Origin of the sequence: Paenibacillus sp. USDA918EY (assembly GCF_009870825.1) — a bacterium.
Classification (GTDB): Bacteria; Bacillota; Bacilli; order Paenibacillales; family Paenibacillaceae; genus Paenibacillus_AQ; species Paenibacillus_AQ albilobatus.
The window spans coordinates 37,121-59,471 of sequence record NZ_WTWY01000013.1 but is presented as its reverse complement, the minus strand read 5'-3'; the positions used below and the strand labels follow the sequence as shown (position 1 = coordinate 59,471).

21 protein-coding genes are annotated in these 22,351 nt (G+C 49.6%); 1 reads left to right on the top strand and 20 read right to left on the bottom strand.

Going from position 1 to position 22,351, the window contains the following annotated elements:
* Positions 1 to 2: 2 nt before the first annotated feature.
* The 14 genes from GQY55_RS22155 to GQY55_RS22090 form a co-directional block, all read right to left on the bottom strand.
* Positions 3 to 350 carry a hypothetical protein gene (locus tag GQY55_RS22155; protein ID WP_160044096.1) on the bottom strand — a complete coding sequence of 116 codons (348 nt, stop codon included), beginning with the start codon at positions 348 to 350 and terminating at the stop codon, positions 3 to 5.
* A 3-nt stretch (positions 351 to 353) separates the two neighbouring features.
* A complete protein-coding gene (gene fliS, locus GQY55_RS22150) occupies positions 354 to 734 on the bottom strand; it encodes a flagellar export chaperone FliS (protein ID WP_160044095.1) in 381 nt (126 codons plus the stop codon).
* Positions 735 to 787: 53 nt separating this feature from the next.
* Entirely contained in the window at positions 788 to 2,245 is a 1,458-nt protein-coding gene (gene fliD, locus GQY55_RS22145) for a flagellar filament capping protein FliD (RefSeq protein ID WP_160044094.1), read from the bottom strand.
* A 15-nt stretch (positions 2,246 to 2,260) separates the two neighbouring features.
* Positions 2,261 to 2,596, bottom strand: a complete 336-nt coding sequence (locus GQY55_RS22140) for a flagellar protein FlaG (RefSeq protein ID WP_160044093.1) — start codon at positions 2,594 to 2,596, stop codon at positions 2,261 to 2,263.
* Positions 2,597 to 2,675: 79 nt separating this feature from the next.
* The gene (locus GQY55_RS22135) at positions 2,676 to 3,518 is read right to left on the bottom strand and encodes a flagellin N-terminal helical domain-containing protein (protein WP_160044092.1); all 843 of its coding nucleotides are present in this window, start codon (positions 3,516 to 3,518) and stop codon (positions 2,676 to 2,678) included.
* A 152-nt stretch (positions 3,519 to 3,670) separates the two neighbouring features.
* Positions 3,671 to 3,913, bottom strand: a complete 243-nt coding sequence (gene csrA / locus GQY55_RS22130) for a carbon storage regulator CsrA (RefSeq protein ID WP_160044091.1) — start codon at positions 3,911 to 3,913, stop codon at positions 3,671 to 3,673.
* Complete coding sequence (gene fliW, locus GQY55_RS22125; protein ID WP_160044090.1) at positions 3,914 to 4,342, bottom strand: flagellar assembly protein FliW; 429 nt, start codon at positions 4,340 to 4,342, stop codon at positions 3,914 to 3,916.
* A gap of 70 nt (positions 4,343 to 4,412) precedes the next feature.
* Positions 4,413 to 4,985, bottom strand: a complete 573-nt coding sequence (locus GQY55_RS22120; RefSeq protein WP_160044089.1) for a DUF6470 family protein — start codon at positions 4,983 to 4,985, stop codon at positions 4,413 to 4,415.
* Positions 4,986 to 4,999: 14 nt separating this feature from the next.
* Positions 5,000 to 5,893, bottom strand: a complete 894-nt coding sequence (gene flgL, locus GQY55_RS22115) for a flagellar hook-associated protein FlgL (RefSeq protein ID WP_160044088.1) — start codon at positions 5,891 to 5,893, stop codon at positions 5,000 to 5,002.
* 28 nt (positions 5,894 to 5,921) lie between these two features.
* A complete protein-coding gene (gene flgK / locus GQY55_RS22110; RefSeq protein ID WP_160044087.1) occupies positions 5,922 to 7,493 on the bottom strand; it encodes a flagellar hook-associated protein FlgK in 1,572 nt (523 codons plus the stop codon).
* A gap of 18 nt (positions 7,494 to 7,511) precedes the next feature.
* Positions 7,512 to 8,015, bottom strand: coding sequence for a flagellar protein FlgN (locus GQY55_RS22105; RefSeq protein ID WP_160044086.1), 504 nt, complete (start codon positions 8,013 to 8,015; stop codon positions 7,512 to 7,514).
* Positions 8,012 to 8,308 carry a flagellar biosynthesis anti-sigma factor FlgM gene (locus tag GQY55_RS22100; protein ID WP_160044085.1) on the bottom strand — a complete coding sequence of 99 codons (297 nt, stop codon included), beginning with the start codon at positions 8,306 to 8,308 and terminating at the stop codon, positions 8,012 to 8,014. The genes GQY55_RS22105 and GQY55_RS22100 overlap by 4 nt, the downstream gene beginning before the upstream one ends.
* Positions 8,309 to 8,635: 327 nt before the next feature.
* Positions 8,636 to 9,046: a TIGR03826 family flagellar region protein gene (locus GQY55_RS22095; protein ID WP_160044084.1), complete on the bottom strand. Its 411-nt coding sequence runs from the start codon at positions 9,044 to 9,046 to the stop codon at positions 8,636 to 8,638.
* Between the two features lie 276 nt (positions 9,047 to 9,322).
* The gene (locus tag GQY55_RS22090; RefSeq protein WP_236575789.1) at positions 9,323 to 10,000 is read right to left on the bottom strand and encodes a ComF family protein; all 678 of its coding nucleotides are present in this window, start codon (positions 9,998 to 10,000) and stop codon (positions 9,323 to 9,325) included.
* On the opposite strand from GQY55_RS22090, the gene GQY55_RS31565 reads away from it, so the two are divergent.
* Entirely contained in the window at positions 9,999 to 10,307 is a 309-nt protein-coding gene (locus GQY55_RS31565; protein ID WP_236575788.1) for a hypothetical protein, read from the top strand. The genes GQY55_RS22090 and GQY55_RS31565 overlap by 2 nt on opposite strands.
* 40 nt (positions 10,308 to 10,347) lie before the next feature.
* On the opposite strand, the gene GQY55_RS22085 is transcribed toward GQY55_RS31565, so the two are convergent.
* From GQY55_RS22085 to GQY55_RS22060, 6 genes are all read right to left on the bottom strand, one after another.
* On the bottom strand, positions 10,348 to 12,180 hold the full coding sequence (locus GQY55_RS22085; protein WP_442953641.1) for a DEAD/DEAH box helicase: 1,833 nt from the start codon (positions 12,178 to 12,180) through the stop codon (positions 10,348 to 10,350).
* A gap of 417 nt (positions 12,181 to 12,597) precedes the next feature.
* Entirely contained in the window at positions 12,598 to 12,981 is a 384-nt protein-coding gene (locus GQY55_RS22080; RefSeq protein ID WP_160044081.1) for a hypothetical protein, read from the bottom strand.
* Between the two features lie 173 nt (positions 12,982 to 13,154).
* On the bottom strand, positions 13,155 to 13,877 hold the full coding sequence (locus tag GQY55_RS22075; RefSeq protein ID WP_160044080.1) for a response regulator transcription factor: 723 nt from the start codon (positions 13,875 to 13,877) through the stop codon (positions 13,155 to 13,157).
* Positions 13,878 to 13,881: 4 nt separating this feature from the next.
* Positions 13,882 to 15,036: a sensor histidine kinase gene (locus tag GQY55_RS22070; protein WP_160044079.1), complete on the bottom strand. Its 1,155-nt coding sequence runs from the start codon at positions 15,034 to 15,036 to the stop codon at positions 13,882 to 13,884.
* Between the two features lie 146 nt (positions 15,037 to 15,182).
* A complete protein-coding gene (locus GQY55_RS22065; protein ID WP_160044078.1) occupies positions 15,183 to 17,894 on the bottom strand; it encodes a stalk domain-containing protein in 2,712 nt (903 codons plus the stop codon).
* 290 nt (positions 17,895 to 18,184) lie between these two features.
* Positions 18,185 to 22,168 (bottom strand): SwmB domain-containing protein, encoded by a 3,984-nt coding sequence (locus GQY55_RS22060; protein WP_160044077.1) that lies wholly within the window; start codon positions 22,166 to 22,168, stop codon positions 18,185 to 18,187.
* Positions 22,169 to 22,351: the final 183 nt, after the last annotated feature.

Genomic DNA, 22,351 nt, shown 5'->3' with positions numbered 1-22,351 from the left:
GACTATTTACTTTTAAAATCCACAAAAAAAGCGCCGACATCATAAGTATTCGACAACTTTCCATAGTAGTTTGTAGCCTGCTTTTTTTTCTCAAACATGATGATTTCCTGACTCAACATTACTTTTTCGTTTAAAATGACCTGAATGACCTGTTCATTCAATTCGAGGATTTGTGCGATTTTAACTTTATCCTCGGAAGTGATGGGTTGATTTTTAACATCTTCATAAAGTTGATCCAACCTATTAGCGTTTTCTTCATACATTTTAAAAGAGGGGTTCTGAAGAATGTTTTGATAAATTAAAAGAATTTCATCAATAGAGTTACCCAGGCTAACATTCTTATCAACCATCGTTTAATTTCCACCCTTTTTTAATGAAAGAAGCGCTTTTTTCCAGGTTTCGACCATCCCTTGTGCAAACTCAATGACATCGTCCAGCATTTTTTCGTCTCTTTGAATCATAAAGTCTGCGATATGTCGAATGTAAAAATCATATAATTGGTGCAAGTTCTGTGCAATTTCGTATTTCATGTTCAGTGTTATAATCAATTCGTTTAAAATTGTCCGAACCTTATGAAGTGATTCATTCATTTCCTCGAATTGATTTTGAGCATACAAACGTTTGGCTATCAGCAAGGATTTGTTCATTTCCTGATATAACATTAACGTCAATTCTCCAGGACTCGCCGTCTCAACCTGAACCTTCAAATATTGCTGTTGTACCGCGTTTTGCATTGTTACCCTCTCCATCAGTCATTTTATTGTCAGTAAATGTTGAGTCAGTGCACTTAACCGCCAAGCAAGGATGCAAAAGAAGATTGCTGTGAATTCAGCTTTTGGATGGCCTGCTCCATTGCTGAAAACTGTTTATAATATCGGTCTTCAATATCTTGGAGCTTGGATTTCCACTTTGCTTCCTGCTCGGAAAGCTCTTTAAGCTGTTTCCCCATGACACTATCGTCCAAAGCGTCGATCGAACCCAGGCCGATTTTCTTTTTAATCGCATCCATTTGATCATTTACGATATTGTACAAACGGTCTGCAATCCCAAGGTTGCTTTTACCCGCTACTTCCGGTCCGGAGGAAGACATAACAAACAACTGTTTCACCTGATCGAAATTCGTATTGATGGCTGCTTCCAATTTGGCTTCGTCAATTTCAAGCTTGCCGTTCTCACGCCAGTCCGATTTTACGGTGATGCCGATTTCCGAAAGTATGGAAATTTGACCCTTTGGCGCGTTTAACGGCATATTTAAGGCCTGTCGCATATTTGAAAGAGAATCTTTCAAAATTGAATCATTATAAAGCGTGCCTTCCCTTGCTGTTTTCTCCCACTTTTCAATCTGGGATTCAGACATCGCATCCCGTTGTTCATCCGTTAACGGCTCGTAATTACGGTTTTGTTTGGTAGTATAAGCTTTGTAAAACGTATCGATCAGAGAATTGTATTGCTCTACGAATTTTTTAATATCGTCAATAATGCTACTTCTGTCAGCCTTGCTTCCAATTGACGCAGTCCCAATACCGCTTAGCATCACTTGAGCTCCACCAATCGTTACATTGTTGGAACTAGCGGTGATTTTGGTGCCGTTTACCGTATACTCTGCGTCTTTCCCGCTAGCGCTTGTGCCAGTTAGGTTAAAAAGGGAGGAAAATTCTGCACCAGTAACATTGACCTTGGATTTCGCCCCGGTACTCGCTGAAGTTAAAAACAATCGTCCACTGCTCTGATCAAAGCTGGCTGTAACACCTGTCAAAGCAGATTTGCTGTTAATATCTTTCACAATGGAATCAATGGTCGATTGACCGGAGGTAAAGGTAACATCCGTACTTCCCAAAGCCCCTTCAATTGTTACTGTCCCCGACACATTAACAGTGTCTGAAGATTTTGCGGATACTGCTCCGCCGATCAATGTAGCAGACTCTGCCAGTTGCGTAACTGTAACATTGCTTGTTCCAACGTTTGTCCCGTTGGATGTAATGCTAATAACAGAAGTGTTCGAAGAGGTTGCCGTGACCTTTTCAAAATTTTTCTCGAAACGCAAATTGTTTACCGTATTGCGGAATGAAAGCAGCGTCGTATTCATCGTCTGATAATCTTCACGTTTCCATAACGTGAACTGCTTTTTTTTCTGGACATTATCTAACGGCAACCGCTCTGCCTTCATTAATTTTTGGATCAGGCTTTCCGTATCCAACGTCCCGCTAAAACCCGTTAATCGGGTAGGGCTTGAGATTCCGGCCATGCTTTCTCCCTCCCCTTACATTTTCTCATCTAAAAAAACCCCAACCTTACTGCTGAGATTATACATGATATCCAGCATCTTCTCGCTCGGAATTTCTCGAATGACCTCATTCGTTTCATCTCTCATCACAAGAACCATGATTGTATTGGTCTTGTCATGAATCTTCACTTGGATATGAGTTCCCAACTGTTCAAGCTTTTTGTTTACTTGTTCAGCCAGTTCAACTGCTGACTTCTTCTGCTTGTAGTGAATCCTATCTGATTTAACGTCCAATGAAGCTTCGTCTGCAAGATCTACGAACCACGGAACCAAGGATCGAGGAGCATAGCCCGAATTCGAGTCAATTCTCATCCTTATCCTCTCCCGCCACCTCTAATTATTTGTTCATATGAAAAAAGCCGGCCGGGAAACCGGCCGGCAGCTAATCATATTAGCGAAGCAGTTGCAGAATGCCTTGAGGTTGCTGGTTAGCCTGAGCCAACATTGCAGTTGCAGCCTGTTGAAGGATGTTGTTTTTAGTGAATTCGGACATTTCCTTCGCCATATCGGTGTCACGGATACGGGATTCTGCTGCTTGCAGGTTTTCAGAGGTCGTTCCCAAGTTGTTGATCGTATGTTCCAGACGATTTTGAACAGCACCCAAATTGGAGCGAATGTCGGAAACCTTGTTGATAGCCGATTGAACGGTTGTCAAGTTGGAAGCAGCTGTAACGTTCAAGCTAGCTGCAGCCGACAAGGATTGAAGGCCTGTTGCGCCGCCAAAATCAACGCTCAAAGACGTTGCAAGCGCAGCGTTAAGATCTAAAGTAATCGTTTCGCCAGCGTTCGCGCCCACTTGGAAGATTACGCTACTTACAGATCCATCCAACAGTTTTTTCGTGTTGAATTGGGTTTGTGTTGCAATGTCATTAATTTGAGCGGACAATTGGCTAACTTCGGCGTCGATCTTAGCTGCGTCAGTAGTTGTCAACACTTCGTTCGCACCTTGTACGTACAGTTCTGCCATACGTTGCAACATGGCATGAGTTTCGTTGAGCGCACCTTCAGCAGTTTGGATCAGGGAGATGCCGTCAAGAGAGTTCTTGGAAGCTTGTTCCAAACCACGGATTTGGTTGCGCATTTTTTCGGAGATTGCCAGGCCAGCAGCATCGTCAGCCGCGCGGTTGATTCTGAAACCGGAAGACAATTTCTCCAGGGATTTGGAAGAAGCATTGTTGTTAGCAGTCAATTGACGCTGAGTGTTGTAAGAGCTGATATTGTGGTTAATACGCATATTAAAATTCCTCCTTGGAATGTCGACGGCGCTTCCATGCGCCATCCTCTATTAGATTGATAGAACCAGGTTTACGGCCGTTAAAACCTTGCTATCATCTCTTAATTTATATATCGGACGAACCAATATTTTCTTTTATAGCTAAACGTATATTATTTTTCATTTTTCTTATTTTTTAAAACTTGACTTAATAATTGCTGAGCATTGTCCTGAATGGCTGCGGCGCTTCGATTTTGCTCCTGCAGTGCTTTATAGATTTCTTCGCGATATACCGTGACATGTGACGGAGCATCAATTCCAATTCGCACATGGTCGCCAGACACTTCCAAAATCGTCAATACGATATCATTGTTAATGACGATTTTTTCACCTTTATTCCTGGATAGTACTAGCATTTACTTCTCCCCTCCTAGCAAGGAATGCTGAATGGAATACGGGGAGTTGTCCAATACGATCTGCACTGCATTTTTGTTCCGGGTGTTGAAAATAATCGGCGCCTTCAGGTTCGCGGTAATGTCGCTTTGGGATCTTACTGTCAGAATCACTTTCACTTCAATGTCCTCGGCCGAGTCAATGGAGAGGCGTTTCTTCCACACGTCATTCAAATCAAATTCATATTCCGGGAATAAGGTGAAGGGGTCGACAACAATGAACGTAAGGTCGGGTTCGCCGACCGCCTGCAAATATTCGAAAATATCCTCCGATTCTTGATGAATCACGGCATATTCCAGAAGCTCCGGAAAACCGAATAAAGGTTCGACGAATCGATATATTTCCTCTTGCGGGATATCCAGTTTACCAAACCGGGTTGAAGCTACGATCATGGTTAATACCTCCATATAAAAAGATAGTCGTACTTGAGCGGCTGCCAAATTACAACTATCTTATCATCATTTACACCACTGCATCCAAAGATTGGCCAGTGCTGCTCATAAATATATAATTTTTCTGGATCAGGTAAGGATTGACCTTGCCCGGATAATAGTCTACGACAGGTTTGCTTGTTTTGACGTTGAAAGTAACGGGACCCGGAGTATAATTCGTGCTTAATCTAGACGGAGTATAGGTAATATCCACGTTATCATATCCCGGATCGCCGCAAATTTCGATGGGGAATTCCTGAAAAACTTTGTCCCGGGCAATTTCCCCGAAGGCTCTTTCCTTTTGTTGAATTTGCATCATTCGATCTCCGTCGCTTGCAATGTTGCCGATATTTTGATATGAAATCCGCAATGCGTTTTGAGCTATCCGGTCGGTTACTTCAGCAAAACGAGCCATACCGAGTGCAGACCATGCCTTGCGCGAATCAATTTCAAGCGAGGACTTCTCCGTGCTTAACTCCAACCGTCCGGGTTCCTGCCTTATGGTTACTTCCGGCCTCGGCTGCTCGATGCTGTATTGACCCCGTGTCGTTTCTAGGCCAATTTTACTGTAACCCTGCTGAATTTGAATACGGGGGATGTTCATTGGCTACCTGACTCCTATCTAAGAAAATCCATCAGGCTCGGTCTAATGATACGTGCCATAGTATCCAATGAAGCTTGATAAATGCTCTCCGCCGTCTTCAGATCAGAAATGACGGACGGCATATCGACGTCCTCTACTTTCGATTGAAGACTGGTATAGTTCAAGTTCAAGTCATCAAGACGGTTCAGTGTAAATTCAAGACGGTTTTGTTTTCCGCCAACTTCCGCTTGGGTCGTAATAATATTTTCGAGAGACTTTTGCAAAGCGGGAATTGCCGCTTGAATTCCTGTGGTGCTATCGCCTAACAATGCCTGCTTTAAGTTATCTACAACTTTAAATAGACCACTCGGATCGCCAGAAGCGCCGAAAATTTTATCGCCGTTCGTATTGACTCCTACATAAATGCCGGCACCGATCTGATATTCGACCTCGCCCTGGTCCAGGCTGTAGGTTTGGTTCGCAGGGTCGTCGGGGTAAGGCTGCTCGTTTACCCGTTCGCCGTTAAAAATGAATTTCCCCTTAAACTGCGAATTCCCGAGCGAAACGAGCTGCTTATACAATTCGTCCACTTCTTGGGCAATGTTCTTCCGTGCATCCGCAGGTACTGTATCCGTTCCGCCCTCCACGGCAAGTTCGGACAGTCTCTGCACGATTTGGGTCGCTTCCGTCATGACCGTGTCGCTGAACTTCATCCAGGAATCCGCGTCCTGGACGTTTTCGTTAAACTGCGTAGTCGAGCTGATTTCAGCTCTGTATTTCAGGGCGCTGGACACCCCCACCGGATCGTCGGAAGGACGGTTCAGGCGGCGCTGGGTCATCAGCTGCTCCTGCGTCTTATCCAATCTGCGGTAGTTGGACTGCAAATTGTTCATCATCGAGCTGCTCATCATCGATTGTGTGATCCGCATCAATGTTCATCTCCTATCTACGGCGATTTTATCTTCCTACGACGCCGGTTCCGTTGATCAATTTATCCAGCATTTCATCCATGGTCGTGATAATCCGGGAAGACGCGCTGTAAGCGTGCTGGAATTTAATGAGGTCGGACATTTCTTCGTCCAGGGAAACGCTGCTGATCGATTGGCGGAGGCTGTCCGCGTGCTGGACAAGCAGATTGCCGTTCTCCGTCATCTTTGCGGCATGATCCGTGTCGGTTCCAAGCTGGGCGATCACGGATTGCAAATAACCGCCAAACGTTCCCTCCGCCGTGATGGCTCCGTTATTGTTGTTCGGATTAAAATTAAATTTCTTCTCGGCTAGTCCGGCAATGAGAAGCGCCAAATCCCCGTTTCCTTGAAGAACTTTGTTTTGCGTAACACCGTTCGCGGTGACCGATTCCGTCCGCATCGATGCGGCGATATTTTTCAAATCGGCAAGGATTTCCGAGTTGACCCGAATGTTTGCCGCAGTGAAGGTATTCGAGTTATCCGAAGTCACGAAAAAATCTTTGCCCGGCGTTGCCGGATCCGCGAGCGTGTACCCGAGTTTATGCAGACCGTTCAGCCCGTCAACCGTATATTTCACATCGGCAGCAAGCTTGCCGGGTACGGCGGGGTCGTATTGCGCGTTCGGAATGGTGACGCCGGGAGGGATAATCGACCCTGCAGGAAGGGTTACCTCAATCTTTCCGGTCGCGAGCGTATTGGCCATAATATCAAGCTGTTTGGCATATTCGGCTACATGGACGTCCCTGGACTGGAAGTAACCCGCGATTTCTCCTTTGGTAAGGTTGGCCGCATCGGCTACCGTGATTTGGGTGGATGTTTGCCCATCGACCACGACCGTCGTCCCGAACATCAACTGATAGTTGTCGTCGGTTTCGGTCACTTGAACGTTGCCGAGCTTGGACAGCTGGTCCACAAGCAAATCCCGCTTGTCGCGAAGATCGTTGGCGTTATCCCCGAGCCCTTCGATCCGGCTGATCATCAGGCTTAAATCGGAGATTTGATTGATATAGTTGTTCGCTTCGTTAACCTTCACGTTGATTTTTTCCGTAATATTATCCTTTAACATGCTCAGTTGGGATGCGATATGGTTGAAGGTTTCGGTTAAAGCGATAGCTTTTTGCTGCACCACGGTGCGCGCCGACAAGTCGGTAGCGCTCGGGTTTTTGCTGAGCTGCTGCCAAGCATTCCAAAATTCGGAGATGCTCGTCGCGATGCTGTCCTCCGAAGGTTCGTTAATGATCCCCTCGATGTTGGACAACGTTTCCTGCTTGACCGCCCACGTGGCTTGATCCGTGCTTTGATTGCGGTACTGGACATCCAGCAGCAAGTCTCTGACACGCGTAATGCTTGTCGCTTCCACACCCATGCCCAGCTGCGCCGGCGCCGTGGACATCAGGAGACCCGGATAATACAGCGGGCGGGAAGCTTCCAAGTGAACCGTTTGCCTCGAATATCCTGGAGTGTTGGCGTTTGTCACGTTTTGCCCTGTCGTGTTTAGAGCCGTCTGCTGCGCCAAAATCCCCCTTTTACCAACTTCAATGGAATGAAACGTTGACGTCATCCTTTTTTCCCCCGCTTCTTACGCTCTGGCATCAAAAAATCCGCGATTGTTGCCGCCCGACGTTTTTTGCTGCGCCGGATTCTTATACAGCATGTCATCCTCAGGGCGACTGACAACCAGATTCAACGAATAATCGATAAATGCCAAGGATTGATCTATGAGCTCTTTGTTAATTTGATTTATATTTTTCAAGGCTACAAGCGTTTCCGTCAGTCGTTTCTGGGCATCAATCAAACTTTGCTTTTCTCCGGGCTCGAACACGAGACGCGTCATCTCCGTGATCGTCAGTTGAAGTTTGGAGCGGATCCCTTTCTCGCGCAAAAATGCTTGCATGGCCTCTTCGCGTTCCGCATCGTATTCGGCGATTTGCTTCAGAAGCCGGGTTTCCCGCGTCATGATCTGGGTGAGGGCTTGGATGTCATTTTTAATAATGACCTGCTGTTTCTCCTCGCCAGCCTGAATCATTTCGCTGTACGCCCCGTTTAACTGATCCATTGTAACGATGACTTGTTGTACGCTCACTCTTTGTCACCTGATTTACTGTAGGATTTGAAATACGGCAGCAGCTTTTCGGCAAGCTTGCCCGCTTCCACATGATAGGTTCCCGTTGCGACCGATTCTTTCAACAGCTGGATCCGTTTGGCGCGTTCCGGGTCTTGGGCCCGCTTCGCGTCATCCAGCATTTCGAGAGCTTCCGGCGAAAAAGATACCTTATCTGTTTGGCGTTTCTTTTTCTCAACATGATATTCGCGTGATTCCACATTTCGCTGGTATGGATTAATACCGCCTAACCGTCCTGTGTCGTTCACTTTCATGTTTGTTCACCTCACTTTAAATAAAAGACGTCTATCAATGCGTCTTAACTGTAGACAGAACGCTTTTAGCAGAAGTTTCCCCCGTGAAATGGCGGCTTGCTCGGCTTCATCGAACCCGCGGCACATTTCAAAAGGATACGATCCCGTTTGTATTCTCTCGGAAGACCGCTTTTTGCATGTTGTTTTTTTACGGATATAAAATCCTTTGGTTTCGCAAACAGCAAAAGATTTCATATCTAAAAAGACAACCGATAAGCTTTACTAAGTTTATCGGTCGTCGCAGAAACATTGTTAATAGCTTATATTGTTTTTAGGCTAATGGTACCGTCATTTATGGAATTTATCGACGACGCGATAGGCTCCTTCGCCTGCTTCTCCCGTGCCTAACGTCTTATTCGACTCTCCGTTCGCGGCCCGGGTCAGCTCTTTCGTCAACCGAGTGCGACAAGAGTCGCACATATGCCCCTCACGAATCAGGGTTCCGCAGACTTCGCATGGATACATCAAATTCGGCGCGTTCATGACCGAAATACGGCCCTCGCGGATAAACCGGGTGATCTGCTTGACCGAGACTCCAGTAGCCTCGGAAAGCTCCTGAATCGTTGCCCCTCTCTCTTCACGCAAATATTGAACGCAAATCTCGTACTCATGTTCAATATCCTTGATGCAGCTTGGGCATATGTCTCTGAAATTAGCCGCAAACAATTTACCGCAGCGGGGACAATTCGCCAGATTCATGATTATGACCTCCCGTGTTCCTCAAAAGGATCACCCGCTTCGATACCACATCGTTCGAATTTCGGGATCCTTAAAGTACAACAAAATATAATATACCACTAGATTACCTTATTCTCCCTCGTTTCGTCCATCCCTCAAATCATCCGAGCGATTTCCGTCACATATGGCAAAAGTATTTTCAGGATCAGGGAGCTCTCTTCTAAAAAAATTCCCATAAAACGAACGCGTCGTTCACCCGCCGCTGTCTTCATTCATGCTCCCATAGAAAAAGGCCCGTTACGAACGAGCCCAAGTCAAACTGTAGATTTCGGGATCGGCGCCAACCTTCTGCCTGGCGTATTGCCGGATCGCCTCCGCACAAGCGTTGATCGTCCCTCCCGTTGTATAAATATCATCGATGATAAGAATCCGAGCCCTTCCCGGCGCTGCGTGGTCAATTCCACTCCCTCCCATTTCGTAAATACGAAAATTCTCGGGTATGCATTCAAAAGCATTTCTCATCGATTGGATTCGCTCAAGCCTGGTTTTGAAGCTTTGTTTTTCGGTATGCATGCTCCGCATCAGCAATTCGGCAACCGGCAGCCGATGAAGCCGACCCAGTCCTTCCGCGAAAACTTGCGCCTGGTTGAACCCGCGCTCTGCCAAACGGGCTTCACTTACAGGTACGTATGTAATCAGATCAGGCCGCCATAACTCGCCTCTTCGCGTACCCGGATGCTGCTGCAAGTAAGTTATCTCCTGCTGCATGCGTACAAAAGCTTGGCCGAGCATTTGGACGATTAACGACGCGTACCTTTCATGTCCCCGGTATTTATATTGGGCAAGCCATTCTCTCATGACTTCGTCGTACCTGACGGCGCTGCGGTTCATAATAAACGACCGCTGCCGCGCATCCGGCCGCAAGCAATCCGGGCAGCCGATCCCCCTCCCGCAATATAGACAACGTGGGCGCATGATCCAGGGAATCGCCTCGGCGCAGCGGCGACATATTCCCGGCCATTCCCGAACGAGTTTGGTTTTGCTGCCGCATGTCAGGCATACCTCGCCCGGGGGAGCCAACAACTCGCGAACGAATCGTGAAAAAGAGGAACTGAAAGAGCTCATAACAAAAAAACCTCCCAGCTTATATCAATTAGCCTATAACCAGCACAAATACGTCTCTCCAGCCGCCTACTCCGGCAACAAAAAAATAGCGGTGGCAATTCTTTCGAAAGAGCACCTTTATATCTCTAAAAACGCCCAACTGTACAACTTGTCCTAATGATTCGAGAGCCATAGAAAAGATGAACCGTGGCGTTTCATCACAGATACCCGTGTTTTCGCGCAATCCGGTTCATGCTTTTAATTTGTTGAACGGCACGTTTCTGCGAAACCGTCCACTGCGGCGAAGCAAAAACGACTTTTCCCGCCGGGTCTTCGGCGGAGCGACCTGCCCGACCGGCCATCTGCACAAGCGAAGCTTCGTCAAAAAGACTGCTGTCCGCGTCCGCGATAAAAACATCGCTGCGAGGCACCGTCACCCCGCGTTCCAAAATCGTCGTCGTCACCAGCAATCGAATCTCGCGCCCGCGAAACTTGGTGACTTTCTCCGCGCGAAAGGGGTCCTCCGAGGATGTGCCTTCGACGCAAACCCCGCCGATGATGCGGCGAAGAATATCCACCAGCGGATCAATGTGCCGGATGCGGGAAACGAACAGGAACACTTGCGCCCCCCGTTCCAACGATAATTTAAGCTCATGCGACAAACGCTTCAGCAGCAGCGGCTGGCGCAAGCATTGCTCGATGCTTTTAAGCGCGATCCGCTTCGGAACCGGCAGCGGATGGCCGTGAAACCGGACAGGCACCTTAGCATGCGGCAAACGGCCCCTCGCCGCTTCTTTTTGGAGCGGGCGCGGCGGCGTTGCGGAAAGATAAATGAACTTCCCGTCCGGTTTGCAGGCATTTTGGGCCGCGTAAGCCAGCATCGGATCGTTGTGGTAAGGGAAGGCGTCCAGCTCGTCGATGACGACCAGATCAAAAGCTTGGTAAAAGCGCATCAGCTGATGCGTCGTCGCCAGCGTCAATTCGCCCGCCTGCCACCGTTCCGTGCTGCCCCCGTACAAAGTGACGATCCGCGTATCCGGAAAGGCTTTGGCCAGCCGGGGCGCAAGCTCCAGCACGACGTCCCGCCGGGGAGTGGCGACCAGCACGCGGCCGCCGTTTTCCAAAATCGCCCTGAGCAGCGGAAAGATCATCTCCGTTTTGCCCGCGCCGGTGACGGCCCATAGGAGGAACCGGGCATGGCCGGCGGGCGGCCGCTCCGCTCGGCCGCCCGCTTTGGCGGAGCCCCTGCGGGGCGGCTCCGCCAGAAACCCCAGCGCAGCACAGGCGGCATCGCCCTGGGCTGCGCTTAAGCCCCACCGCCCGCGCACCGCGGCGGTGGATTGCCCGGCCGCTGCGCGTACGGCCGGGGCCCTCGCTGCTGAGCGGAGCAGCAGCGAACAGGCGCGGCTGCGCCCTAGAGCGAGGCAGGCCTCGCAGTAGGCGCAGTCCGCGCGGCCGCACGCGGCGCACGGCGTGCGGCCGGCGGCTTCGCTGCCGCAGCGCCGGCAGCGGGGGAGACTTTGGCGGCCCATGCGCAGCAGGCCGCCTCCCCGCGGGCCGGCATCCGCAAGGCCCGCGACAAGCGCCAGCCGGCCCTGCAGGCTGGCCAGCTGGGCGGCGCTGTGCCAGGCGCCTGCAAGGCCCGGCGCCATCTCCTGCAGCAGCGCGTCCACCTCCGCTGCAAGCAGCGATCTGCCCTGCACCAGCTTGGTCAGCGCATCCGCTTGCTCGCTCAGTTCCGCCGCAGCGGCAGCCATAGTCATCGTCAGGCCGATCCGTCCCGGCCCTGCAGGTCCCGCTAACAACCGCTGAACCGGCTCGGGCATAGACTTATGAATATCCCAGATCCACTGATCTGATCTGCCATTTGGTAAGGTTTGCCTCTCATGGATTCCCCCTCTCCTTCCCGCTCCTTCTTCATCTTGTAACTGTCCGCGAAGCCAAAGATTCCATTTCCGCAAATCCCACCCGTTCATGTCCGGCCGCTGCTCGAAACAACGTTCCAACCGAACGGCCACACTTAACGCGATCGCTCCGGACAGAAGTACCATCCGACCGATACTCGACTTATCACGAAGCATTTGCCTCCACCACAACACATCCACGCGCAAATCCAAAGAACGATAAAACCTCCATTCCCCTTCCAACCCGATAACATACACCGCCACCTGCACGCAAAAGAACCTCCTTCAAGTAGATTCCCATCGTGGGTTACTTTTCACCATGATGCTTGTCCATGCTCTACGCCGGATAAAGTACTCGCATAAGATAAAAGCGCTTCTGCTAGGCGCTATTAAAATCAGGCTTGCCACATCCAACCAACCGGCAACTTTTAAGCAACCTTGACCGTCTAGATCATGGAACGCCGTATCCCATTCAAACAAAAAAGCACACCCCTGAACGGTTTCCCGTAAAGAAGTGTGCTTCACATCGAAATACTCCATATGCCGCCATGCGCAGGCGCGGTCCTATACATAAGGAATCTGCCTCGCTTCATGCGGATTTCGCAAATCAATGATGGTTGCATCCGAATCGCCAGCACGGCTCAAGACCGAATCATCGGTCGTCACGGACAAATCGATGCCCGCAAGCCCCTCAAGTCGCCGCACGATGCCAAGCGTCGCATCGTCTGAATCGAGATCCAGCACCGTTAGCTGAATTCTGATGCCCGTCACCCAGGCATACAATCCCAAAGCTCGGACATACCATTCGATCTGGCGTTCATGGTTGGACGTGATCAACAGATAATGAATGTGGCGCCGGTCCCGGCGCTTTTGCCAGGCATGATAGGCATGAACCGCCGCAACCGCTGCGGCATACACCAGAAGGATGGACAATAACGAGGTCAACATGCTGACTCACCTCCCTGATACCAACAATATATGCTAATCGAATCAGGTCGGTGAATGAAAGCGTATCATAAGCCCGCACCCTTTTATATGGTCACGTCCATCGCCTATATCCCGTGGAAATTTTCACAATCATTGGCAGCTGGAACGAAATGTTCCAAAGCCCCATCGTTTTATTAAAGCGTAACCCAGCCGTATTTGATCGAGTTGATAACGGCCTGCGTACGGTCGTCGACTTCCATCTTCTGCAAAATGCTGCTGACATGGTTTTTGACCGTTTTTTCGCTAATGAAGAGATATTCCCCGATCATTTTGTTGCTCTTGCCTTCGGCCATCAAACGTAAAACCTCGGCTTCGCGGCGGGTTAACGGATTATTTTCTCCAGCGACGAATTTAACTCCCGCTTCCCGGACGCCGCTTTCCGCCATGGCCCCCGTTTCGTTCAGGAAGGTCATGCGGCGCAGCTGCTGAATCAATTTGCCGGTGACCTTCGGATGGATAAAGGCATATCCTTCCTGTACCGAACGAATCGCGTTGATCAGCGACTCCGCCTCCATGTCCTTCAACAGGTAGCCATTGGCACCTTTGCGAAGCGTTTCGAATACATAACTTTCGTCATCATGAATGGACAGAATGATTACCTTCACGTCCGGAAACAGCTCGCGCAGCTTCTCGGTTGCCTCTACGCCGTTTTCGACCGGCATGTTGATATCCATGAGCACGATATCCGGTTTTTCTTCGTTGCAAAATTCCAATACTTGAATGCCGTCACCGCATTCTCCGATGACTTCAATGTCATCCTCCATGTTCAAAATGCGCTTCAGACCCTCGCGAAACAATTGATGATCGTCAGCCAAGAGGACTTTAATGGTTGTTTTGCCAGAATCCTTGTTTTCCATCCTGTTACTCCTTTCCCTTCTCCACGTTCGTTGGGATATGGATTACGATCTTTGTACCCTGGTTCTCTGCGGATTCAAGTTCCATTCTTCCTTCAAGTAGCTCTACTCTCTCACGCATCCCGATCAGCCCGAAATGATCCTTGGACTTCTGTTCCAGAAGTTCCACCTTGAAACCGAGCCCGTTATCCTGGACAACGATTTTCACCATCTGGGCCTGGTATGTAATTTCGACTAAAACATAAGTAGGGTAGGCATGCTTGGCCGCATTGCTGAGAGCTTCCTGCACCAAGCGGTATATGGCCGCTTCCATGGCGGAAGACAGACGGTGTTCTTTGCCCCGCGTTTCGAAGATCGTACGGATTTTCGTTTTTTCCTCGTAATCGTGTACGTATTTCCGGAGCGTCGGGATCAGACCCAAGTCATCAAGGGCCATCGGCCTGAGGTTGAATATCACCTTCCGCATTTCTTCCAGGCTGGAGCGCACTTGTCCCTTCAAATCTAATATTTCGTCCTGCACCATCTTAAATTCCTGCTTCATCAGCATTCTTTCCACAATTTCCGTGCGAAGAACCAGATTGGCAAGCAGCTGTGCCGGGCCGTCATGGATTTCGCGGGCAATTCGTTTGCGTTCCTCTTCCTGAGCCAGTATGATTTTCAGACCGATCAGCTGACGGTTTTTCGCCGTTTCGATAATCCGAGTCACCTGTCCCAGTTCGCCTGACAAGTACTCCAGTACCACACCCATTTGTGATCCGATGGATTCAGCACGTTCAACAGAGTTTTCAACATTTCGGACTCTTTTTTGCAATTCATCGCGTCTTGCCTTCAGGTACATTTCCTTCTCGCGATAAATCATTACATCGAGCTGCAGCTGCGTAGCTTTCTCGTACGCCTGCCTGATGTCATCCTCTTTGTAGCGGACGAAGTCCCGGCTGACTTCCGTCAGCCGGATGCGCGAACGCTTGTAGTTCAGCTCCAGCTGATCCACCTTTTGCAGCGTTTCGATCGTTTCCTTCATCACATATTGCAGCTCCTGATTCAATGAGGCAAGCTCGTCCCGGGCCGCCTCCAGAATCTCAAACATCTGATACTTGCTGTTTTCCATCACCTGAATGGCGTTCTTAATGACGCGGTCTATCGCATCGGCTTGAAAATCCACGTATTTCTACTCCATTTCTTACCATTACAGTTCTATATAGAATGAGCTACGAGTCCGTCCGGGCGTACACAGTAACTTATATATCGCAAGGGACTGACTCCTGTGATCCGTTTTCATTAGTTCATTTCTATACATATCATACCATATCATGATTCGATGGTGACGGTCTTCGTGTTTTGTTCCCATTTTACATTTAATCCTAATTGCTCGGATACGAGACGAAGTGGGACTAAAGTACGACCACTATTAATATATGGAGCAACGCTTGCGCCTTTGCGCTTTCCGTTTAGGATAAAATCCGTGTTTCCTACCGTCAAATCCATGACCTTTCCACCACGGGTCACGGTGATTCTTTGATTGGCGGCATCCCATGTTGCCTGGCCTCCGAACGTATCAAGCACGTATTTGATAGGAATATAGGTGCTGCTGCCTTTCATGACAGGAGCAGCTTCCATCGTTTTCGACTGTCCGTTCGATGTGAAGGACTTTTGGCCGATCGTCATCATGACTTTTCCGGTAGGCAGGCCGGCATCGCTTGAGAGCGAAGGCATCGTAAATTGGATGTTGTCGAATGCGACCGTGCCTGTTTTTGCCCGTTCGTCCTGACCCTCTTCCACGTTCACGACGTAAATGCGTTTGAGTTGGGCAGGGAAAGCAATACCTTTATCGCTTAAATCGATGTCGAGCGTTTTCCAGCCGTCCCAATCGATCGTCTTGGCCAGATCCACATAGACGGTTTGACCGTTATTGTCTTTCAGCTCGGCTCGAGCCCAGTTCAGGCTGTGATCTCCCATCATATCGATCGACATCCGTGTGGCCGGCGCCGCAATCGTTTTGCCGGCTGTGCCGTTCAGTTCCGCGTATGCGTACATTTTGCCTGTTCCCGCCGTCATGTCGTATGTCAGCTGCAGAACCTTGGATTTGGCGCGGTCTCCCGTTCCTTGCGTTACGGCAGCCGTGCCGCTCACTTGCGGGTTGTTGCTCGTAAACTGGACCGGATAGGAGACATTTTCGAAGTTTTCCCACATGTCCTCGCCGGCAGCCGACAGGATCACCGCCGTGCTGAATCCGTTATAACGGGCGATCGCATATCCGACTTTGACGTTCGGATCCACGGATGCAACGGTCAGCTTGCCATTTTGCACGCTGCCTTTAAAACCGATGAATTCCCACTTCAGCGCGCTTTCAGGCACATCGATCTTCTGCCCGTCCTTCGTGACGGCCGTAACCGGCACGGACACCGTACTGCCTGCTTTCAGCTGTCCCGTCTGGGATCCTGCATTGAGCTCGGTCAAATCATCGGCTCCAAGAACTTTAACCTCCATGCTTGCGCTTGCTTTGCCGCTGACGGCGGTAATGGTCGAGGTTCCCGGTTTCACCCCGGTAACGGTTTGTCCGCTTACTTTAATATTGCCGTTGCTGGATTTCAATGTTGGCGTAAGGCCGGAAGTATCCACCGGATTGTAGTAGGTATCGTAACCCTTCAATTTAAACGACGCCTGCTGACCGATGAGAATGGCCGATGAGCCGCTGACCTTCAATCCCTTCAACTCGCCCTTTGGCGCCTCGGAAAATACGCCCAGACCGTTTACAACGCTGCGCTGCTCCGTACCGTATTCTGTATTGAAAGTCAGCGTGGCATCGTTATCTCCGAGCGGTCGGCTGACAAGCGTCGTCGAACCTCCTCCGTCAAGATTCATGCCTTTCCATACACCGATATCCACCATAAACGATTGCAGTTCTCCAAGCGACATGCCGGAGCTGTTGTCGTTTTTCTCTACCGTTACAATGTAGGCGTAACGTTCGTCCTTCGAATAACCGAGAGCCGTCCGCGCCCGGTATCCGCCGATGCTGGAAACGTCGCGGGAATAAGACGTCGCTTTGCCGTTATTCACCAAAATGGTATGCCCGCCGATCATCATCTGCAGATTAGCCGGATCCACCGACTGCCCCATCGTCTTCGAATTCAGCATGTAGCTCGTTTTAAGCGTCTGACCGACGGCCAGATGATTTTTAACGAACTCCGCCGCCTTGCCGTGCGTCCGCAAAATATATCCGTCCTGAGGCACCGACATGCCCGTGAAGCCGCCAACATCGGAAATTTGGGTAATGACGCCGTTTTGCACCAGCACCTCAACCGGCGTCGTCGCGCTGTTTTTCGGACGTTCCGTCGATTTCCATGCGCTGGTGTAAATGTACATGGCGTCGACATGGCTGTACGTCTGGCCGCTACTTTCGGGATTGTACGAGGTTTTGTTGATGCCCGCGAGCGGGAAAGCGGAGCCATCCTCCGCCGTAACGGTCCCGCTGAAAGCAAACTCGTCGATGATCGGTTTGCCATCGGTTGTTACCGCAAAGGAATACATCCCTTTAATGTCCGACGGCGTCGACAAAAGCACGCCGTTTGTTACTTGCCCGCCGATCGGCGCGCCATCCGCCGTCGTGTTGAAATAGTCTCCGTTTACCGCCGCAACCGCGCCGTTTTCTTTGGCCATGCCGCCGGTGCTTTGTTTTGTCGTAAACTGGCCGGCTTTGCCGTTCATGACGTCGATCTTCACGTAAGGGTTTTGCAGATCAACCCGGATGACGTCCGCAAGTGCCGTCGCCTGCTTCCCGGAGCGGGTCGTCGTAAATTTGTATTTCGTCAACATCGCCCCGGACGTGACCGGTGATTCATCCAGCTTGACGACCGATGCCGAAGCCGCGCTTGCGATCGATGAAATGGAATGTCCGTTCAGCGGCACTCCGCTCCCGACGACTGGCGCGATAAAAAGCAGCCCCGCCAGCGATACGACCATCCATTTTTTGCTTGCGGCCATCCCCTGCTTGCTTTTGCTTTTCTCTCTGGTTCTTTTCATGAAGCGCTACTCTCCCATCTTTTCAAACACGTTCCATCCCCGGAAACAAGAATGAACCTAATAATATACTGACGTCATTCGCTAGTAAAAAGTTCCATCACCAATCGTCGTTGCCCTGGATTTAAAACTCGCATGAGTTTAAGAGATTACTAATCTGTAACCTCTGTCCTATTTAATAGACTGTTTTAAACCTGAAAAGTTACGGAAAAATCCGCTTTTTTTAGCGAAATCGATAGAAATGGGAGAAAAAAAGCCCGGCCCCCTGCAAAAGAGAGCGCCAGGCTACGAGCTTACATATATTCTATTTTCTCTAACATTCGTTGAAGCATCACGGCGGCCTGAGCTCTAGTGGCGTTGCCTTTCGGCTGGAACGCTTTTTCGCTTACGCCTTGAATGATTCCCTCTTTGAGGAGCTTGGCGATGGCATCTTTCGCTTGAATCTGTTTATAGTCGGCGAACTTCTTTAAATACGTTTCCGGAGTATAGGCGAGCGTCGCCTGGTATCCGGCGTAATTCATGGCCCGCATCATCATGATCGCCATTTCTTCGCGGGTAATCGGGTTGTTCGGTTTAAATGAACCGTCTTTGTTCCCGACGATGATTCCTGCTTTTACCGCAGCTCCTATAAATGCGTTTTCCTTCGTATTGGTGATGTCATAAAAGCGCTGGGAGGTTTGCACATCGCCCGAAAGACCCAATCCTCTGGCAACGTATTCCGCAAACTCGGCACGGGTAATCATTTGATTCGGCTCGAATTTGGAGCTCGTTCTGCCCTCAACGATCAATTTTCCGGATAATGCGTTAATCGCTTTGGAAGCCCAGTGGCTGCCGACGTCGTTATAATATTTGTACGAAACGCCAACGACGACCGTATGGTTTCCTTTCGCTTTCGCCTTGAAAACTTTTTTCGATCCTTGGTTTTCCATGAGAGAAGGAACAAAGGTCATTTTATCCGCGCCCGCATCCCATTGGAACAGACTTATTTTATCGACGAGGGCGGCCAAGGAGCTCGCGATCCAATATTGACTGTCGACCTGCACCTCCACCGAGTAAGCGGAAGCGCTGTTGCTGACCGCCGTTATATAAAAGTCGAATGGCTCGGTCATTTTGGTAATGGCGGATGCGCTTATTTTGCCGTTCGTGAAGGCGGCTGCGTCTCCCGTGAGTTTTTCGGCCGCGATGTTTAAAGTAACGTTCGAAGATGAAGTGTTCAAGCTCCGTGCAATTTCGTTCATGTTGAGCTTGCTCAGCTGCAGAACTATCATCGCTTCGCCCGCTTTTACGGCGATCGCCGCATTTTTATCCTTCGAATAAATGCTCTCCAGAGCGCTTAACGGAATGCTTGCGGAAACGCCGTTTGATCCCGACTGAGCGTCGATCAACGTCAAATGCCTGATGGATTTGCTGTTTACGATATACTCGTACGTCGTTTTAAGCTTTTCCGAATCCACGACGAGATGCTTGATCATTTGATTGTTCCGGGATTGGATATTCGCCGAAGGAATCGCGGCCTGATCGTTTAACACGAATACCGAAATACCGAAATCCTTCAAATCGGTCAGCGACAAATAGTCCGGACGATTGACGTCCGACTTGTCCCCTGTGTTTTCTCCCGCCACCAATTTGTCGAATGGCGACAATCGGTTGCCCGAACTGTCTATAATGCCGTTAGCCCCGGTCAGATACGTTACTTCAACCCTTTGGCCGCTGCTTACCGGACTGCTCAACTTCAGGGACACGGTATCGCCGCTGACAAACGCTTGGAGCACGCCGCGGATCAACCCGTCCACGTATACCTGGAAAAGCCCGGAGGAAACGTTGGACTGGGAAAGGGTTCTATTGTACGTAATTTGCAGGATATCCCCCTGCACCGTTACTGATTTGACTTCGCTCGTCGCGCCGCTTTCAACGATTTTGACAGGCTCCAGATTGACGTAACCTGCGGAGTTGCCATTAAGGTCGGTCAGGCGGCTCGTACCCGGAACGTAGGAAACCGTAACTTTGGAAAGCTTGTTTATTGCCGTCGCAAGCGTCAAAATAACCTGATTGTTTTTAATTTCCACGGCGCTCACGTAATTCGGAACCCCATTCACCAGAACCGAAAATTGGCTTTTCATCGGTATATTGCTCGTGCTTAACGGTTCGTTGTACGTCATGGTCACTTTTTTGTCCAAGGCTTCGGCCTTTTGGAACACCGGCGGTTTGGTATCCTGATAGTTGCGGACGAAAAAGTCGGTAAAGGCGCTAATGTTTTGCCCCCGGCTGTCCTGCAGAGGATAGTTGCCCGGCTTATAGCTTATTTTTACCACCTGACCGTCCGAAACGGGGCTGCTTAGCGTCAAATAAACCGTTTGCCCGCTTTGGCTGATCGATTTGATGTCTACCGTGGTGTCATCCGCTTTTACCGTGAACTGCTCGTAAGCAAACGAAGAAACTGATTTAAGCGACTGATTGAAATATAAGGTCACATTGCTGTACGACACATTACCGCTTGAAGGTTTGGGCAGGGCCGTGTCCATGCCGTTGACCACATCCCGCGCCGAAAAGGTTGCCGCCTGATTTTTGTAAAGATCCTGAATCGGACGCGAACCACCGCTATAGCTTACTTTGACGTTTTGGCCGACGGCCACGCCGGTTTCCAGCGAAATATAGACGCTATTTCCAGACGTGGAAACATTGCTGATTTTTCGGACCTCGTCGTTGACCGTCACGGAGAAGCTGCTTGTTTGCAGCCATGTATCCGAATACAGTTGTTTGTTATAGGTCAGCCGGATCGTCGTGTTGTTGTACATTTCGCTGCTTTGAAGCACCGGAGGCTGTTTGTCGGTTACCGGCGTCTGGAACGTCCAACTCGATGTTAATCCCCCGTATTGGTTGTTGTAGTTTTGCGCATCGTAAAAAGCGTTTTTACCGATCGTGACGTAATACGTCGAATCATAATCGAATGTATAACCGGACTGAAGCCGAACCCGCACTTCGCGGCCGTTTACGCTGACATTGACCGGCACTTCCTTGCCGCTGCTGGACTTGCGCACCGATACTTCGCCTGTTCCCCGTACCACTTCCCGGTTAAAAGTGAAGTACAAATCGGAATCGATGGCAACGCCCGTACTTTGATGATATGGACTGAAGTTGGTGATGGTCAGAACCGAGGAATTGTCGACAGCCGTCGTGAATTTCCAGCCATTCGAAGACGTAATCCCTTGGACGGCGTTGCCCTGCTGATCGGTAAAAGCATCGTCGGCGACCGTCACGTAATACCCCGAGTTGCCTGTTATGTAACTGCTCAGGTCAATCGTAATCTGGGAAGTGCCGCTTCCCGTTACAATAGAGGTATCATTGGCCGAAGTGGATTTGATCAAAGCTCCGTTCGTACGTCGAAGCTCGATGGCACCGGTACCCGCTATAACCGGAAAGTTATAGTTTATCGTAAATTTCGTTGCTGCCGGAATGTTCACGTCATTGTTGCGCGGATATGTACTTGCGATGGCCGTCTTCGCTTGTGTCTTGAAAGACCATTCGCCAGGGCTGTTTATGCCTTCAAACGGAAGTCCCGTTTTGGTTGTGAAAGCATTCGGGTCTATTTTTACCCAGTAAGTCGTATCGCTCGCAAGCGTTTGATTCAATGAAATGACAACCTCGCAGCCGTTGACGCTCACCTGGTTGCCGGCAGCCGGAATCGTCTCTACGATAGCATTATCCGATTGTTTGATGACTTGAATAGAACCCGTACCGGCGGCCATGTCTTCGTTGAATTTCATTTTGAGCTTCAGTTGTACAGGATTGATTCCGGTTGCATTTGATGCCGGCTCGTAAGACTGCACTGCTTTTTTGACCGTACTAAATGGATAGGCGAACTCTTCTGAAGGCGTATTTTGTCCATCGGCCGTCTGAAAAGCCTCCGCACTCATCTTTAATGCATAATTATGGCCATATTGCAGTCGCTTCTGATTGTCGAATCTCACCTCAAAATGCGTTTGTTGGGCCGGATCTTCTTGAACAGGGAGACTATCCATGCTTCCCTTCGGATCGGTAAGATCCTGTAAATAAACTCGGGTTATCCCACCGCTGAGTACGACTAATTTCATGGGTTGATTAAAATCCAAATTGAAGATCGGCGTCAGGCCAACTCCTTCCGTACTGCACGCATTCGGAGCGACCGAAATCTTCGGGGTTAAATCTTGGGTAGAAACGGCAGCGTTAGCGCCAAGCCCCCCATAGATCACCTCGATCGTTAAGATGAAGGCCAACAGTAGTGACAGCCTTTTTCTCATTCGTCTCATCCTTCCTTTCCCGGGCGTCGTGTTCTCCTGACATGTTTTATGAGCCCGTCACAAAACACACACCTATACTTCTTTTTCGGTTAAAAAAGAGATGAAGTTTAGGACTTTGGCCGGAAGGTTTTTCTACGACAAAAAACCTCAGCCGGCGTGAAGCCGAACTGAGGTTTTTATTTG